This window comes from Actinomadura sp. RB99 (assembly GCF_014706005.1).
Classification (GTDB): domain Bacteria; phylum Actinomycetota; class Actinomycetes; order Streptosporangiales; family Streptosporangiaceae; genus Spirillospora.
Genome location: NZ_JABMCA010000007.1, coordinates 44,938 through 59,727 on the forward strand (window position 1 = coordinate 44,938; position 14,790 = coordinate 59,727).

Annotated in this window: 12 protein-coding genes and 1 pseudogene; 2 read left to right on the forward strand and 11 right to left on the reverse strand. The window is 73.1% G+C overall.

Annotation, left to right across the window (positions count from 1 at the left end):
• Window positions 1-10: 10 nt before the first annotated feature.
• The 8 genes and pseudogenes from amrb99_RS08860 to amrb99_RS08895 form a co-directional block, all read right to left on the reverse strand.
• Window positions 11-1,123, reverse strand: a complete 1,113-nt coding sequence (locus tag amrb99_RS08860) for an amidase (protein ID WP_190854557.1) — start codon at window positions 1,121-1,123, stop codon at window positions 11-13.
• Window positions 1,124-1,180: 57 nt separating this feature from the next.
• Window positions 1,181-2,956, reverse strand: coding sequence for an ATP-binding cassette domain-containing protein (locus amrb99_RS08865; protein WP_190854559.1), 1,776 nt, complete (start codon window positions 2,954-2,956; stop codon window positions 1,181-1,183).
• A gap of 42 nt (window positions 2,957-2,998) precedes the next feature.
• Window positions 2,999-3,244 carry a hypothetical protein gene (locus amrb99_RS08870; protein ID WP_190854561.1) on the reverse strand — a complete coding sequence of 82 codons (246 nt, stop codon included), beginning with the start codon at window positions 3,242-3,244 and terminating at the stop codon, window positions 2,999-3,001.
• A gap of 75 nt (window positions 3,245-3,319) precedes the next feature.
• Window positions 3,320-3,463: a hypothetical protein gene (locus tag amrb99_RS08875; protein ID WP_190854563.1), complete on the reverse strand. Its 144-nt coding sequence runs from the start codon at window positions 3,461-3,463 to the stop codon at window positions 3,320-3,322.
• Between the two features lie 137 nt (window positions 3,464-3,600).
• Window positions 3,601-4,521, reverse strand: coding sequence for a 4-(cytidine 5'-diphospho)-2-C-methyl-D-erythritol kinase (locus tag amrb99_RS08880; RefSeq protein ID WP_347256613.1), 921 nt, complete (start codon window positions 4,519-4,521; stop codon window positions 3,601-3,603).
• Between the two features lie 30 nt (window positions 4,522-4,551).
• Window positions 4,552-5,760 (reverse strand): hypothetical protein, encoded by a 1,209-nt coding sequence (locus amrb99_RS08885; RefSeq protein ID WP_241755393.1) that lies wholly within the window; start codon window positions 5,758-5,760, stop codon window positions 4,552-4,554.
• Window positions 5,761-5,926: 166 nt separating this feature from the next.
• Window positions 5,927-6,775: pseudogene (rsmA, locus tag amrb99_RS08890) on the reverse strand (16S rRNA (adenine(1518)-N(6)/adenine(1519)-N(6))-dimethyltransferase RsmA); the annotation flags it as partial.
• A gap of 18 nt (window positions 6,776-6,793) precedes the next feature.
• Window positions 6,794-7,588, reverse strand: coding sequence for a transglycosylase family protein (locus amrb99_RS08895; protein ID WP_190854567.1), 795 nt, complete (start codon window positions 7,586-7,588; stop codon window positions 6,794-6,796).
• A gap of 617 nt (window positions 7,589-8,205) precedes the next feature.
• Here amrb99_RS08895 and amrb99_RS08900 point away from each other — a divergent pair.
• Window positions 8,206-8,598, forward strand: a complete 393-nt coding sequence (locus amrb99_RS08900) for a nuclear transport factor 2 family protein (RefSeq protein WP_190854569.1) — start codon at window positions 8,206-8,208, stop codon at window positions 8,596-8,598.
• 28 nt (window positions 8,599-8,626) lie between these two features.
• Here amrb99_RS08900 and amrb99_RS08905 read toward each other — a convergent pair whose 3' ends face one another.
• From amrb99_RS08905 to metG, 3 genes are read right to left on the reverse strand one after another with little or no spacing between them, the layout of a single operon-like run.
• The gene (locus amrb99_RS08905; protein ID WP_190854571.1) at window positions 8,627-10,300 is read right to left on the reverse strand and encodes an FAD-binding dehydrogenase; all 1,674 of its coding nucleotides are present in this window, start codon (window positions 10,298-10,300) and stop codon (window positions 8,627-8,629) included.
• Window positions 10,301-10,353: 53 nt separating this feature from the next.
• Window positions 10,354-11,184 carry a TatD family hydrolase gene (locus amrb99_RS08910; protein ID WP_347256604.1) on the reverse strand — a complete coding sequence of 277 codons (831 nt, stop codon included), beginning with the start codon at window positions 11,182-11,184 and terminating at the stop codon, window positions 10,354-10,356.
• The gene (gene metG, locus amrb99_RS08915; RefSeq protein ID WP_190854573.1) at window positions 11,181-12,983 is read right to left on the reverse strand and encodes a methionine--tRNA ligase; all 1,803 of its coding nucleotides are present in this window, start codon (window positions 12,981-12,983) and stop codon (window positions 11,181-11,183) included. Before metG ends, amrb99_RS08910 begins: the two co-directional genes overlap by 4 nt.
• 196 nt (window positions 12,984-13,179) lie before the next feature.
• Here metG and amrb99_RS08920 point away from each other — a divergent pair, with 196 nt between their 5' ends.
• Window positions 13,180-14,790, forward strand: a complete 1,611-nt coding sequence (locus amrb99_RS08920; protein WP_190854575.1) for a glycosyltransferase family 39 protein — start codon at window positions 13,180-13,182, stop codon at window positions 14,788-14,790.

Consider the following 14,790-nt stretch of genomic DNA (forward strand, 5'->3'; position numbering starts at 1 on the left):
GGGAACCGCGTCAGGCGAGCGCCTCTTCCAGTGCGGCGGCGACGGCGCAGAGCCGCTCCTCGCCGCCCGCCGGGCCGATCAGCTGCACGGACGCGGGGAGGTGCGAGCCCGGCAGCGGGACGGGCAGCGCGAACGCCGGCAGCCCCGCCACGTTGACCGGCCCGGTGAGCATCGTCAGCAGCAGGTCGTCGTCGCCGTCCGGCGGCTCCGGCGCGACCCCGGCCAGCACCGGCAGCGCGAGCACGCCATGCCGGTCCAGCAGCGCGTCGAACTCCGCCCGGACCGTCTTCTGGAGCTGCTCGGCCCACGGGCGCCTGCCCGCCGCGGCCTCCTTCAGCACGTTGAGCCGCCGGTACATCCGCTCGCTCACCTTGGACGGGTCGCCGAGCAGCCCGCCGTTCCGCGCGTACGCCTCCTCGCCGACGAACACGCCGTTCGCGAGCGCCGCGTCCTGGAAGTGCTCGCAGGTCTCGTCGGTGATCGGGCCGAGCCGGCGGAGCGCGTCGTCCACGGCCGCGTCGATCGCCGGGTCCACGTTGGGGACGCGGAGCCGCCCGACCGTCATGCCGGGGTCGTAGGCGTCCGGGGCGAAGCCCGGCTCGATCAGCCGCATGCCGGTGACGACGGCGGCGACGTCGCGGCCCATCGGCCCCACGGTGTCCAGGCTCGGGGAGAGCGGGTAGACGCCGTCCAAGGGGACGCGCCCGTGGGTCGTCTTCAGCGACGCGATCCCGCAGCACGCCGCCGGGATCCGCACGGACCCGGCCGTGTCGGTGCCGAAGGCGACGTCCGCCTCCCCGCTCGCGACCGCGACCGCCGACCCGCTGGACGACCCGCCCGGCACCCGCGACGGGTCCAGGGGGTTCACCGGCGTGCCCGACCACGGGTTGACGCCGTCGGCGCCCAGGCAGAACTCGGTGAGGTTGGCCTTCCCGACGATGCGGGCGCCCTGCGCGCGCGCCGACGCGACAACGGGCGCGTCCGCCGCCGCCGGCGCGGCGCCCTCGGCCACCGCCCGGCTGCCCGCCGTGGTGGGCAGCCCGGCCACGTCGATGGCGTCCTTCACCGCGAGCCGCGGACCGTCCCCCGGCGCGTCGTCGATCTTCACGATCCAAGTCGTCATTGTCGGATCATGGCGATTCCGGACGCCGAGCACCAGGGGTCCGGACGATCCGAGGTCTCAGTCGACGTCCTCGGCGAGCATCAGCCACTCCTCCTCGACCCGGGCCGCCTCCGCCTGGATCTCCTTCAGCCGCCCGTCCAGCTCCTGGAGCCTGACGAAGTCGGTGGCGTGCGCGGCCAGCTGCTTGTGCAGCTCCGCCTCCTGGCCGGACAGCTTCTCCAGGCGGCGTTCGAGCCGGTCCAGCTCCTTGCGGACCTTCCAGTCCTGCCCGCCCTTCGGCTTCGGCGGCGCGGCGGCGGGCGCCTCCTGCGCGCGCGCCTGGGCCGTCCGGGTCCGGGCCGTTCCGGCGGCGCGGCGCTCCAGGTACTCGTCGACACCGCCGGGCAGCATCGACACCCGCCCGTCACCGAGCAGCGCCACCACGTGGTCGGTGATGCGCTCCAGGAAGTACCGGTCGTGGCTGACGACGACGAGGGTGCCGGGCCAGCCGTCCAGCAGGTCCTCCAGCTCGGTGAGCGTCTCGATGTCGAGGTCGTTCGTCGGCTCGTCGAGCAGCAGCACGTTCGGCTCGCCCATCAGCAGCCGCAGCACCTGCAGGCGGCGCCGCTCACCGCCCGACAGGTCGCCGACGGGCGTCCACTGCCGGTCCCCGGCGAACCCGAGCCGCTCCAGCAGCTGGCTCGCCGTCCACTCCCGCTTCCCGACCGTGATGCGGCGGCGGATCTCCTCCACCGACTCCAGCACCCGCCGGGACGGGTCCAGCTCCTCCAGGTTCTGCGACAGGTGCGCGAGCTGCACGGTCCTGCCCCGCACGACCTTCCCCGACACCGGCGTGACCGAGCCGTCCAGCAACCGCAGCAGCGTGCTCTTGCCGCTGCCGTTGACGCCGACGAGCCCCACCCGGTCACCGGGGCCGAGCCGCCACGTCATCCGCTCGAAGATGTCCCGGCCGTCGTCGCCGACCCGCACGGTGACATCCTCGATGTCGTACACGGTCTTGCCGAGCCGCGCCGTCGCGAACTTCGTCAGCTCCACCGCGTCGCGCAGCGGCGGCTCGTCGGCGATCAGCGCCTGCGCCGCGTCCACCCGGAACTTCGGCTTGGACGTGCGGGCCTGCGGGCCGCGCCGCAGCCACGCCAGCTCCTTGCGCAGCAGGTTCTGCCGCTTGGCCTCCGTCGCCGCCGCGATCCGGGACCGCTCCGCCTTCGCCAGCACGTAGGCGGAGTAGCCGCCCTCGTACCGCTCGACGCGGCCGTCCACGACCTCCCACGTGCGGTCGGTGACCTCGTCGAGGAACCAGCGGTCGTGCGTGACGACGAGCAGCGCGACCCGGCGGTCCTTCAGGTGCCGGGCCAGCCACGCGATCGCCTCGATGTCGAGGTGGTTGGTCGGCTCGTCCAGCATCAGCAGGTCCGACTCGGGGACGAGCAGCCGCGCCAGCGCGATCCGGCGCCGCTCCCCGCCGGACATCCCGGCCAGCGGCGCGTCCAGGTCGACGTCGGCGAGCAGCCCGCCGAGGACGTCGCGGGCCCGGGTGTCGCCCGCCCACTCGTGCTCGGCGCGGTCCCCCAGCACCACCGACCGGACCGTGGCGCCCTCCGGGAACACGTCCCGCTGCGTCAGGTACCCCAGGCGGAGGCCACGCGCGTGCGTGACGCGGCCCGCGTCCGGCTCGACCTCGCGCGCCAGGACCTGCACCAGCGTGCTCTTGCCGCCGCCGTTGCGGCCGACGACCCCGACCCGGTCGCCCTCGTCCAGCCCGAGGGACACCGCGTCCAGCAGCGGCTTCGGCCCGTACGCCTTCGCGACGTTCTCAACGTTGATCAGATTCACGACGCCGTCCAGCCTATTGCCCCGTGCGCACCGCCCGTGCGGTCAGCCCTGGGGCGGGGCGGGCGGCCCCGGCTGCCCCGGCTGCCCCGGCTGCCCGTAGGGCGGCTGCGGCGGGAACTGCGGGTTCGGCGGGTACGGGGCGTTCGGCGGATACGGGGCGCCGGGCGGGCGGTACGCCGAGTCCGAGCCGCGCTTCCGGGCGCTCACGGAGACGATCACGACGACCAGCACGGCCAGGCCGGCGAGCACGAGGAGGGCCAGGACGATCAGCAGCGAGAGGGCGGCCATACGGCTTCCTGAGTTCGGGGGACGCGGCGCGGGCGCGTGCGGGCACGCGTGGCGCGCCGGAGCGCCCGCCTGGCCTCAGCGTAGCGGGGGACGGCGGGAGGAGATCGCCGCGTCGGGGGCGTCGCGGCGGATCGCGCGGTCGCGGCGGACGGCCCGGACGGCGAGAGTCGCCATCATCAGGACGGCCACCAGCCCCAGCAGCCCCGTCAGGTACGTCATCGCTCCACCTCGTCGCGGAATTGGCGTCATTGATCAGGACGCCGCCGAGGCGCGCGGAGTTCGCTTGTGTGCCGAGAGCACACACCGTGAAGCTACCGGCACGTCCCGGCGAGGACGCGCCGCCGCCCCGCCGGGGGTCAGAGCACGGTCGCGCCGGGCACCGGGCCCTGCGCCCGGACGATCTGCTCGGCCACCCCCGCGCCGTCCAGCGCCGCGGCGAGGTCGGCGGCGTCCTCGTCGGTCTCGGCGAGGAACGCGCAGGTCGGGCCCGACCCGGACACCAGCGCGCCGATCGCGCCGAGGTCCCGCCCGGCGTTCAGGGTGCGGGCCAGCGACGGCCGCAGCTCCAGCGCGGCGGGCTGCAGGTCGTTGGCGAGCGCGGCGCCGAGCGCCTTCGCGTCACCGGTCGCGAGCGCCGTCATCAGGTCCTCCGCGACGGACGGCCGCGGGGCGCTCTCCCCCGCCGCCTCCCGCAGCCGGTCGCACTCGGCGTAGACCTCGGGCGTCGACAGGCCGCCGTCCGCCGCCGCGAACACCCAGTGGAAGGTGCCGCGGGTCAGCGCCGGGGTGAGCCGCTCGCCCCGCCCCACGCCGATCGCGGTCCCGCCGAGCAGCGCGAACGGCACGTCGCTGCCGAGCTCGGCGCCCATCTCCATCAGGTCGTCCCGCGTCAGCGCCGGCCGCTCCCGGTCGTCCCACAGCCGCGCGCACGCGACCAGCGCGGCGGCCGCGTCGGCGCTGCCGCCCGCCATGCCGCCCGCGACCGGGATCGCCTTGCGGATCCGCAGCCGCACCCGGGGCTCCACGCCGAGCCGGGACGCGACCAGCACCGCCGCCCGCGCCGCCAGGTTCCGGGCGTCGGCCGGGACCCGGCCGATCGCCACCCGGGAGTACGGCGCGGCCTCGACGGCGAGTTCGAGGCCGTCGGCCGGTTCCGCGGTCAGCTCGTCGAACAGCGACACCGCGTGGAACACGTTCACGAGGTCGTGGTAGCCGTCCTCCCGGATCGGCCCGACCCCGAGCTGAAGGTTGACCTTTGCGGGGACGCGTACCCTCACTGCGCTCACTCCAGAACCCTACGGGAGAGATCAGCCTCCGCTCGTCACGGGGAGGTTGCGGGGATTGAAGTACGGCGTGGTCGCCAGCTCCCGCAGCGCCGACACCGCATGCGTGTCGCCCGTCACCGAGTACGCGCGCCGCTTGTCCCGGGGCTCCTCGATCTGCTCGTCGGAGTCGAAGTAGACGACGGCCTTGACCTGCGGGTCCTCCAGGGTCTTGGTGGCGGCGCGCAGCCACTCGGCGCGCCGCTGCCCGTAGGACTTCGGCACCCCGAACTCGGCGATCATGATGGGCTTGTGCCGGTTCCTGGCCCACTGCATGAACAGCTTCAGCGTCTCCGACAGGTCCCGGTACTCGTAGTCGGCGCCGGGCGGCGCGTCCGCGCAGATCCAGTCGACCTGGTCGTCCCCGGGGTAGAAGGCGCCCGCGTTCGGCGCGCCGAACCCGCGCGCGCTCGGGCACCACACCCAGGCGACGTTGTCGACCTTCTCCGCCGTGAAGATCTGCCGCAGGTGCTTCCACGCGGCGATGAAGTCCGTCGGCGAGTGCACCCGGTCCTTGAGCGACGACCGGTCCATGTCGCGGGACCAGCGCAGGAACACCGGCTTGCCGGTCGCCTTGATCGCCTTCGCGCGGGCGCGGATCAGCGCGTCGTACTTGCCCTGGACGATCTCCTTGGTGTCGGCGCCCGCCCAGGTCAGCAGCAGGTACCGGTTGCTGTCGACCACCGAGGTGTCCAGCCCGGTCGGGAAGTCGGACTTCCAGCCCCGGTAGCTCTGGACGATGTCCAGCTGCCGTCCCATGTCCCGCTCGAACGCGGCGACGGGCGCCATGCCCGGCTTGTCGGCGTCCTTCCCGGTCGGGCCGCTCGACGCGGCGCCCGACGGGCCGCCGGACGCGGTGCCGGACGGCGACTCGGACGCGGTGCCCGACGCCGTCGACGACGGCGACCTGGTCGCCGCTCCGCCCACGGCGGGCGGCACCCACGCGCCGAAGTAGGCGCCCTGCGCCGGCGGCGTCGGGGCGATGCCCGCCCGCGCGGTCGTCGTTATCTTCGGGGCCGCGCCGGCTCCGTCACTGCACCCCGCCGCCACCGTCGCGACCAGGCCGCCCGCCGCCACCAGCGCCGTCGCCGCCAGCGGCAGCCGGGCCCCCCGCGCCCCGCCGGGCCGGAAGGCGCGCGCCGTCCGGGCCCGCTCGGTCCCCGCCCGCGCCGTCCGCGAACGCGCCTTCACCATCGCCCTCCGACTCCTCCGTGTCCATCGCTCCGGCGTCCGTCCCGCCGGAGCCGCTCGCACCGGCGCCCGTCCCGTGTGAAGCCCCGTGGGAACCCGCCGTGCCGGGGTCCGTGCCGGGCCCGGCGGAAGCCGCCGGGGCGCCGGGAGCGCCGTCCCCCACGATGGAAGGACCATACTCGGCAATACGGGCGAAGGCGGCCACGTCCAGAGCTTCGCCCCGCGCCCGCGGATCGACGCCCGCCGCGCGCAGCGCCCGCTCCGCCTCCGCCGCCGACCCCGCCCAGCCCGCCAGCGCCGCCCGCAGCGTCTTGCGGCGCTGCGCGAACGCCGCGTCCACCACGGCGAACACCTGCTCGCGGGACGCCGCGGACGCCGGCGGGTCGCGCCGGGTGAACGCGACCAGCCCGGAATCGACGTTCGGCACCGGCCAGAACACCGCCCGGCCCACGGGCCCGGCGCGGCGCGCCTCCCCGTACCAGGCGAGCTTCACCGACGGCACCCCGTAGATCTTGCTCCCGGGCGCGGCCACCATCCGGTCGGCGACCTCCGCCTGCACCATGACCAGCGCCGACCGCAGCGACGGCAGCACGTCCAGCAGATGCAGGACGACCGGCACCGCCACGTTGTAGGGCAGGTTCGCCACCAGCGCCGTCGGCGCCGGTCCCGGCAGCTCTGTGATCTTCATCGCGTCGGCGCGCACGACCTCCAGCCGGTCCGCGAGCGCCGGCTCCCGCGCCGCCGCCGTCGCGGGCAGCTCCGCCGCCAGCACCGGGTCGATCTCCACCGCGACCACCCGCCGCGCCTCCGGCAGCAGCGCCAGCGTCAGCGACCCCAGCCCCGGCCCGACCTCGATGACCACGTCGTCCGGGCCCAGGTCCGCGGCCCGCACGATCCGCCGGACGGTGTTGGCGTCGATGACGAAGTTCTGCCCGAGCGTCTTGGTCGGCCTGATGCCCAGCCGCGCCGCCAGCTCCCGCACGTCCGCCGGCCCGAGCAGCCCCTGTCTGTCCCCCACGAGAACAAGTGTGGCAGGTCAGGAGAACAGGAACTTCCCGCATACCGGCCACTGCCCCTGCCAGCGCCCGTTCACCCGGTTGTAGAGCAGCTGCGCCCGGTACGTCTGCTCCCCCGCGCTCGCGTCCGACGGCTTGCCCGACCCGCCGACGGACGCCCACGACGAGATCGAGAACTGGTACAGGCCGTAGTAGCCGGACGGGTTCACCGCCTTCGGGTTGCCGTGCGACTCGCAGTTGGCCAGGCCCGCCCAGTTCAGCCTCGCCGCCGCGCCCGTGCCCGCCGACTTCGGCCCGACCGCCACGATCCGCGCGACCGGCTTGCGCTTCACCTTCCGCGCGATGACCGCCTTGACCTTCTTCCCCTTGCGCCGCACGTACGCCGTCTGCACGATCGTGACGCCGGCCCGCCCCTTGCGCAGCTCCTTCTGCGACCAGGGCGGCACCGACGCGCTCTTCTTCTCGATCGTGGGCGCCGGCACCTGGACCGTCTTCGTGACCGGCTTCGACAGCAACCGCAGCACCTTGATCACTTCACCGGCGGGCTGCTCGCGCGCGGGCTTCACCAGGTCGAACCGGCCGAGCTTCACGCCCGCCTGGTCCAACACCTGCTGGACGGTCGTCCCGGTCGTCATCGTCGTCGTCTTCTTCCTGTCCACGACGATGACGACCTTGCGCGGCGCCGGCGCGGACGTCTTCGGCGCGTCCGCCGCACGCACGGTCGACCGCGGGCTCGGCGATTCGCCGCCTCCGCACGCCGACGCCAGCAGGACCGTCGCGATCAGGACAGCAGAAGTCGCAGGGGCTCGACGCACCGTTCCTCCAGGGGGAGCCGAGCGGGCCTGGGGGGTCGCCCGCCCAACGGCCAGACACTAGAGCGGAACGCCCGCCGCCCGCCACCTCAACGCCCACATGCGCCCCCGCTCCCCCTCGGGTAAGGGGAAGCGAACCCGAACGGCCATGTTCACAAAGTCACCGCTTGACTACTTTCTGTAATCGAGAGTCCACCTCGAAGAGAAGGGAGCCCACGCCGAACGCGGGTGTCCAGGGCGCGGAAGCCCGCGAAGAGGCCAGGGGGCCGGTGCGGACGGCCAGAGCCCGGCCGTCCGCACCGTCCTGTGTTTGCTTGCATTGCCCTTGGCGTCAGGCCCTGGGGGGCCTTCCTTCGGCGGGCAATGCGGCGATCGCTGCATCGCTCCGACTCGCCCTGGGGGCTCGCTGCGCGATCAAGTTCTCGCAAGCTCGAACTTGGCTTCGCACGCGATCGCAACGCTCGGGTCGCTGCGGGCTGGACTTACGGACGATCGCCTTCCGGCCCGTCCGGAGTGCCGCCCCTGTCCGTGCCTCTCAAGGTTCTACCGTGTGGTCCTTGCGTGACGGCTCATCACCCGTGCGGGGACTTCGACTATGAGCAGCGTAGGTGAGCAGGACGATGGATCGTGACGCCGAGACCCGGGCCAGGCTGCGGGAGCACTGGGAGGCCTCCGAGCGCGGGGACATCGAAGCCGAGCACGCGATCTACGCGCCGGACGCGATCCTCGACTACCCCCAGTCCGGGGAGCGCTTCCGGGGCAGGTCGAACATCCAGGCGCAACGCGGCGGGCACGCCGCCGAACGCCACTTCACCGTCGTGCGGATCCAGGGCGGCGGGGACCTCTGGGTGAGCGAGTGTGTGATCACCTATGACGGTGCGCCCACCTGTTCGGTGAGCATCATGGAGTTCACCGGCGGTCTGGTGACACACGAGACCCAGTACTTCGCCGACCCCTTCGAGCCGCCTTCCTCGCGCGCATCCCTCGCCGACCCGATCCCCGACCGTCCATAGCGCGGCCGGTGCCGCCTGTCGACGGAAGTCAGGCGGTTGCTTGGGCGGCGGCTTGGGCCGCGGCTCGGGCGGTGAAGAGGCAGCCGCCCAGGAAGGTGCCTTCCAGGGCGTTGTAGCCGTGCATCCCTCCGCCGCCGAACCCCGCTACCTCCCCCGCCGCGTACAGGCCGTCGATGGGGCGGCCGTCGAGGCCGAGGGCGCGGGAGTCCAGGTCGGTCTGGATACCGCCGAGCGTCTTGCGGGTCAGGACGTGCAACTTCACGCCGATCAGCGGGCCGGCGGACGGGTCGAGGACGCGGTGCGGGACGGCGGTGCGGCTGAGGCGGTCGCCGAGGTAGCGGCGCGAGTTCCGGATGCCCTGGACCTGCGCGTCCTTGCCGAACGGGTTGGCGATCTGCCGGTCCCGGGCCTCGATCTGGCTCCGCAGCAGCGCGGCGTCCAGGAGCGGCTCGTCGGTGAGGGCGTTCATCCCGTCCACCAGTTGCTCCAGGGTGGGGGCGACGACGAAGTCCGCGCCGTGCCGCTTGAACGCCTCGACCGGGGCGGGCGCGCCCTTGGAAAGGACGCGTTCGCGCAGCACCGCCCTCCGGTCGCCGCTGGTGAGGTCGGGATTCTGCTCCGAGCCCGACAGCGCGAACTCCCGCTCGATGATCTTCTGGGTGAGGACGAACCACGAGTGGTCGTAGGCGGCGATGTCGGGGGTGGTGCGGAGGTGCCCGAGGGTGGCCAAGGTGTCGTAGCCGGGGAGGCAGGGGGCCGGGAGGCGCCGTCCCAGGGCGTCGAACCACATCGGCGACGGGCCCGGCAGGATCCTGATGGCGTGGCCGGGCCAGATCGGGTCCCAGTTGCGGACGCCCTCGGTGTAGTGCCACATCCGGTCGCGGTTGACGAGGCGGACGCCGGCGGCGGCGCTGATGTCGAGCATCCGCCCGTCCACGTAGGCCGGCACGCCGGTGATCATGTGCGCGGGTGCGGTGCCGAGGCGGTCGGGCCAGTAGCGGCGCACCATCTCGTGGTTCCCGCCGATGCCGCCGCTGGTGACGATCACCGCCTGCGCCGACAGTTCGAACGCCCTGGTCTCCTCGCGGTTGGACGCGACGCCGCGCGGGGAGTCGTCGTCGGCGAGGACGGCGCCGTGCACCCCGGTCACGGCGCCGCCGGTCAGGACCAGGCCGTCCACGCGGTGGCGGTGGTGGAAGGTCAGCAGGCCCTCGTCGGCGGCGCGGCGGGCGCTGCGGACGAACGGCGCGACGATGCCGGTGCCCGTCCCCCACGCGATGTGGAAGCGCGGCACCGAGTTGCCGTGGCCGTCGGCGCGGAGGTCGCCGCGCTCCGCCCAGCCGACCACCGGGGTCAGGCGGACGTCGTGGGACGCCAGCCACGCCCGCTTCTCCCCGGCGGCCCACTCCACGTAGGCGCGCGCCCACCGCACCGCCCAGGCGTCCTCGTCGTCGAGGCGGTCGAAGCCGGCGCTGCCCTGCCAGTCGCTCCAGGCCAGGTCGAAGGAGTCCCGGACGCGGAGCCGGCGCTGCTCCGGGGTGTCCACCAGGAACAGGCCGCCGAGCGACCAGTACGCCTGCCCGCCGAGGTTCGCGGCGTTCTCCTGCTCGACCAGCGCCACGCGGCGTCCGCGCGCGGTCAGCTCGTGCGCGGCGACCAGCCCCGCCAGCCCCGCCCCGACGACGATGACGTCCGCGTCCATGCCGCCTCCCCTCCCCCGGCCTATGCCCGGGGAGGGGAGGCCCGCACCTCCGGCTACCAGCCGCCGAAGGTGCGTTCGCCGTTGGCGGCGATGGCGGCGCACAGCTCGGCGAGGTCGACGTTCTTGACCTCGGCCATCGCGCGGACGGTGTGCGGGATGAGGTACGACGCGTTCGGCTTGCCCCGGTTCGGGACCGGGGTGAGGAACGGCGCGTCGGTCTCGACGAGGACGAGGTCGAGGGGCGCGACGCGCAGCGCCTCGCGCAGCGGCTCGGCGTTCTTGAACGTGACGTTCCCGGCGAAGCTCATCACGTAGCCGCGGTCGGCGCAGACCTTCGCCATGGCGGCGTCGCCGGAGAAGCAGTGGAACACCACCCGCTCCGGCGCGCCCTCCTCCTGGAGGATCGCCAGCACGTCGTCATGGGCCTCGCGGTCGTGGATGACCAGGGCCTTTCCGGTGCGCTTGGCGATCGCGACGTGGGCGCGGAACGACGCGTGCTGGTCGGTCTTCGGCGCCCAGTCGCGGTAGTAGTCCAGGCCCGTTTCGCCGATCGCCCGCACCTTCGGGTGCGCGGCCATCGCCTCGATGTCGTGCAGGACGTCGTCGTTGATGCCCGTCGTCTCGTTCGGGTGGATCGCGACGCCCGCGTAGACGTCGTCGAACTCGGCGGCGGCGTCGACCGCGAACCGCGACGACGGCAGGTCGCAGCCGATCGTCACGATCCGGGTGACGCCCGCCGCCTTCGCCGAGTGCAGCTGCTCGCTGACCGGCGTGTCGACGATGTCGAGGTGGCAGTGGCTGTCGAACACGTCGACCGGGAGCCGCTCGGGCAGCGGCGGGAACGACCGGGCGGCCTCGCCGCCCTGGCCGTCCACCGGGCTCACTCCGCCTCCAGCCGCGCGAGCTCCTCGTCCACCACGGACGCGTCGAGCTTCTTGAACAGCGGGGTCGGCTTGGCCAGCGGGACCCCCGGCTTGATCGGCGTGGACTCCCAGCGCGCCGCGGTGGCGTAGTCGCCGGTGAGGACCCGGTAGTCGGGGCCGCCCTCCTCCGAGACCGTCTCCAGCCGCGGCATGCCGCTCCACTCGCCCTCGCCGCCGAGCAGCTCGTACACCTTCTGCGAGGAGTTCGGCAGGAACGGGGTCAGCAGCGTCTTGGCGTCGTCGACGACCTGCAGCGCGGTGTGCAGGATCGACTGGACGCGGGCCGGGTCGTCCTTCAGCTTCCAGGGCGCCTGGTCCGACAGGTAGCGGTTGGCGTCCCGGACGACGTCGAGCGCCTCGGTGATCGCGTTCTTGAAGCGCGACCGCTCCAGCTCGGCGCCCACCGCCGCGAACCCGTTCCGGCTGCGCTCCATCAGGGCGCGGTCGGCGTCGTTGAGGTCGCCCGGCTCGGGGATCGCGCCGAAGTTCTTCGCGGCCATGTTCACCGACCGGTTGACGAGGTTGCCCCACGCGGCGACCAGCTCGTCGTTGTTGCGGCGGACGAACTCCGACCAGGTGAAGTCGGTGTCGTTGTTCTCCGGGCCGGCGACGGCGACGTAGTAGCGCAGCGCGTCGACGTCGTAGCGCTCCAGGAAGTCCTTGACGTAGATGACGACCTGGCGGGACGAGGAGAACTTGCGGCCCTCCATCGTCAGGTACTCCGACGACACGACCTCGGTCGGGGTGTTCAGCGCGCCCAGCGAGCCGGGCTCGCCGCCCTTGTCGCCCCGGCCGCTGTAGCCGAGCAGCATCGCCGGCCAGATCTCGGCGTGGAAGACGATGTTGTCCTTGCCCATGAAGTAGTAGGACAGGGCGTCCGGGTCCTGCCACCAGGCGCGCCACGCGTCCGGGTCGCCCGAGCGCTTCGCCCACTCCACGGACGCCGACAGGTAGCCGACGACCGCGTCGAACCAGACGTACAGCTTCTTCGCCGGGTTCTCGCGCCAGCCGTCCAGCGGGATCGGCACGCCCCAGTCGATGTCGCGGCTGATCGCCCGCGGCTGGATGTCGTCCAGCAGGTTCAGCGCGAACTTCACCACGTTCGGCCGCCACGCCAGCGACCCGCTCTGCTTGCCGCGCAGGTACCGGCCGAGCACGTCGGTGAAGGCGGGCAGGTCGAGCATGAAGTGCTCGGTCTCGACGAACTTCGGCTTCTCGCCGTTGATCCGCGACACCGGGTTGATCAGGTCGACCGGGTCGAGCTGGTTGCCGCAGTTGTCGCACTGGTCGCCGCGCGCGCCGTCGTACCCGCAGATGGGGCAGGTGCCCTCGATGTAGCGGTCCGGCAGCGTCCGGCCGGTGGACGGCGAGATCGCGCCCATCGTGGTGGTGGGGAAGATGTAGCCGTTGTCGTAGAGGCCCTTGAAGATCTCCTGGACGATCGCGTAGTGGTTCAGCGTGGTCGTCCGGGTGAACAGGTCGTAGGTCATGCCGAGGCCGTGCAGGTCCTCGGCGATCACGCCGTTGTAGCGGTCGGCCAGCTCGCGGGCGGTCACGCCCTCCTTGTCGGCCTGCACCTGGATCGGCGTGCCGTGCTCGTCGGTGCCGCTGACCATCAGGACCTGGTTGCCCGCCATCCGCTGGTAGCGGCTGAACATGTCGGCGGGCAGCGCGAAACCGGAGACGTGCCCGATGTGACGGGGCCCGTTGGCGTACGGCCAGGCGGGCGCGGTCAGGATGTGTCGGCTTGACGAGGACATGGAATCAAGGGTAGTCGCGCCGCCCCGTTGAACCGCACGGATATCGCCACCTGTGGATAACTCCGGGAGCGGGACGCCGGCTGGAAGGTTGCTGCAGATCCGGTACGGCCGACTACGGCGGGTCCGGCACGCGAGTAGCCTGGTCCGGCGCCCAGCGCAGTCCAGCCCGTCGTCCAGCCAGGGGCAGAAGCCAGCCATGCCGCAGACCACGGCCGACCAGCCGGCCGTCACGCAGGAAACGACCACCGGACGGGCGGGCGGGGCGCCCCGGCGGCTGATCGCCCGGATCCGCCGGACCCGCCGCGTGTGGTGGCTGGCGCTGCTCGTCGGGGTCTGCGCCGTGACCGCGCAGTGGGTGCTGATGACCCCGCCGCTGTACTTCGACCCGTACTACGTGTGGCTCGCGGCCCGCGACTGGCCCGACATCCCGCTCGGCGTCTTCCCGTTCGACGAGGTCCCGCACCAGGTGACGCGGATCGGGCTGGTGCTGCCCGCTCGGCTCGTCCAGGACGTCCTCGGCCCCGGCCAGGCCGCCTACTTCGTGATCGCCGCGCTCGGCGGGATCGCGTTCTTCGTCGGCACGTACCTGGTGGTGCGGGCGCTGTTCGGGGACGTCGCGGGCCTGCTGTCGGCCGGGGTCCTGCTGGTCCACCCGTTCTTCACGATGACCAACCCGTACGGCCACGAGATCACCTGGTCGACGGGGGTGATGCTGCCCGACATGCCGGGCGCCGGGCTGTTCGCGATCGGGATGGCGGCGCTGGTCGTGGCGGGCCGCCGCACGGGACGCGTCCAGACGAGGTTCCTGCTGGCGGCGGGGCTCCTGCTCGGCTGCTCGTTCCTCGTCCGGGAGTTCCTGGCGTTCCTGTTCCTCGCGATCCCCGCCTACCTGGCGCTGCTGCGGATCCCGTGGCGGCGCAACGTCACGGTCGGCGCGCCGATGGTGGTCGTGCTGGCGTTCAACTTCGTCCACAACCAGATCGTGTGGGGCAACCCGCTCGCCGGGCTGATCTCGGCGGCCGAGCACGGCGGCGAGTCCCGCGACTACGTCACGCGCGGGCTGGCGGCGCGGTCGTTCCTGCGCGCGATGCACGACTGGAACCCGCTCGGCACGATCTTCGTCGCGGCGCTGGCGCTGACGATCGTCGGGTTCGCGGTCACCCGCGACCGGCGGCTCGCGCTGGTGCTGGTGTGGTTCTTCACCCTCGCCGTCCCGCTGACGGTCTTCTCCGGCGTCCTCGACCCGCACAGCATCTCGCTGCGCGCCTGGCTCCAGCGGTACTGGTTCGCGGTGCTGCCCGCGCTGCTCGCGGGCGGGTTCGGGTCGCTGATCCTGATGTTCAGGATGATCCCGGACGGCCTGGTCGCGCGGCTGCGGCTGCGGACCCTCGTCGTCCCGGTCGCGGCGGTGGCGCTCGGCGGCGCGTACGTGTGGGCCGCCGTGACGGCCGTCCCCGAGCTGCCGCGCGACAAGGCGTGGAACCAGCTGCGGATCTACCTGGGCGAGCACCAGGATCTACGGCTGATCTGCGCCGACCGGCGCCTCGCGCAGACCCTGACGTTCTACACGCGGGACATGTGGGGCGAGCCGATCTGGCACGGCGAGATCCGCGACTTCCCGCACTACGTGCCGCAACTGCCGCTCGACGCCCTCCAGGGGCCGATGCTGTACACGCACTGGCGCGGCCAGGAGTCGCAGATCGCCGCCGGCTGGAAGCCGGACCCCGCGAAGGGCTGGCGGCTGATGTGGCGGTCGTCCGACGGCGTCCTGCAGCTGTGGAACCCGCCGCCCGGCGCCACCGGCTGA

Excerpts from the sequence above, each read along its gene's own strand:
- amrb99_RS08860 (WP_190854557.1), bottom strand. The coding sequence starts at position 1,123 with ATGACGACTTGGATCGTGAAGATCGACGACGCGCCGGGGGACGGTCCG.
- amrb99_RS08870 (WP_190854561.1), bottom strand. The coding sequence starts at position 3,244 with ATGGCCGCCCTCTCGCTGCTGATCGTCCTGGCCCTCCTCGTGCTCGCC.
- amrb99_RS08875 (WP_190854563.1), bottom strand. The coding sequence starts at position 3,463 with ATGACGTACCTGACGGGGCTGCTGGGGCTGGTGGCCGTCCTGATGATG.
- amrb99_RS08885 (WP_241755393.1), bottom strand. The coding sequence starts at position 5,760 with ATGGTGAAGGCGCGTTCGCGGACGGCGCGGGCGGGGACCGAGCGGGCC.
- amrb99_RS08900 (WP_190854569.1), top strand. The coding sequence starts at position 8,206 with ATGGATCGTGACGCCGAGACCCGGGCCAGGCTGCGGGAGCACTGGGAG.
- amrb99_RS08905 (WP_190854571.1), bottom strand. The coding sequence starts at position 10,300 with ATGGACGCGGACGTCATCGTCGTCGGGGCGGGGCTGGCGGGGCTGGTC.
- metG (WP_190854573.1), bottom strand. The coding sequence starts at position 12,983 with ATGTCCTCGTCAAGCCGACACATCCTGACCGCGCCCGCCTGGCCGTAC.
- amrb99_RS08920 (WP_190854575.1), top strand. The coding sequence starts at position 13,180 with ATGCCGCAGACCACGGCCGACCAGCCGGCCGTCACGCAGGAAACGACC.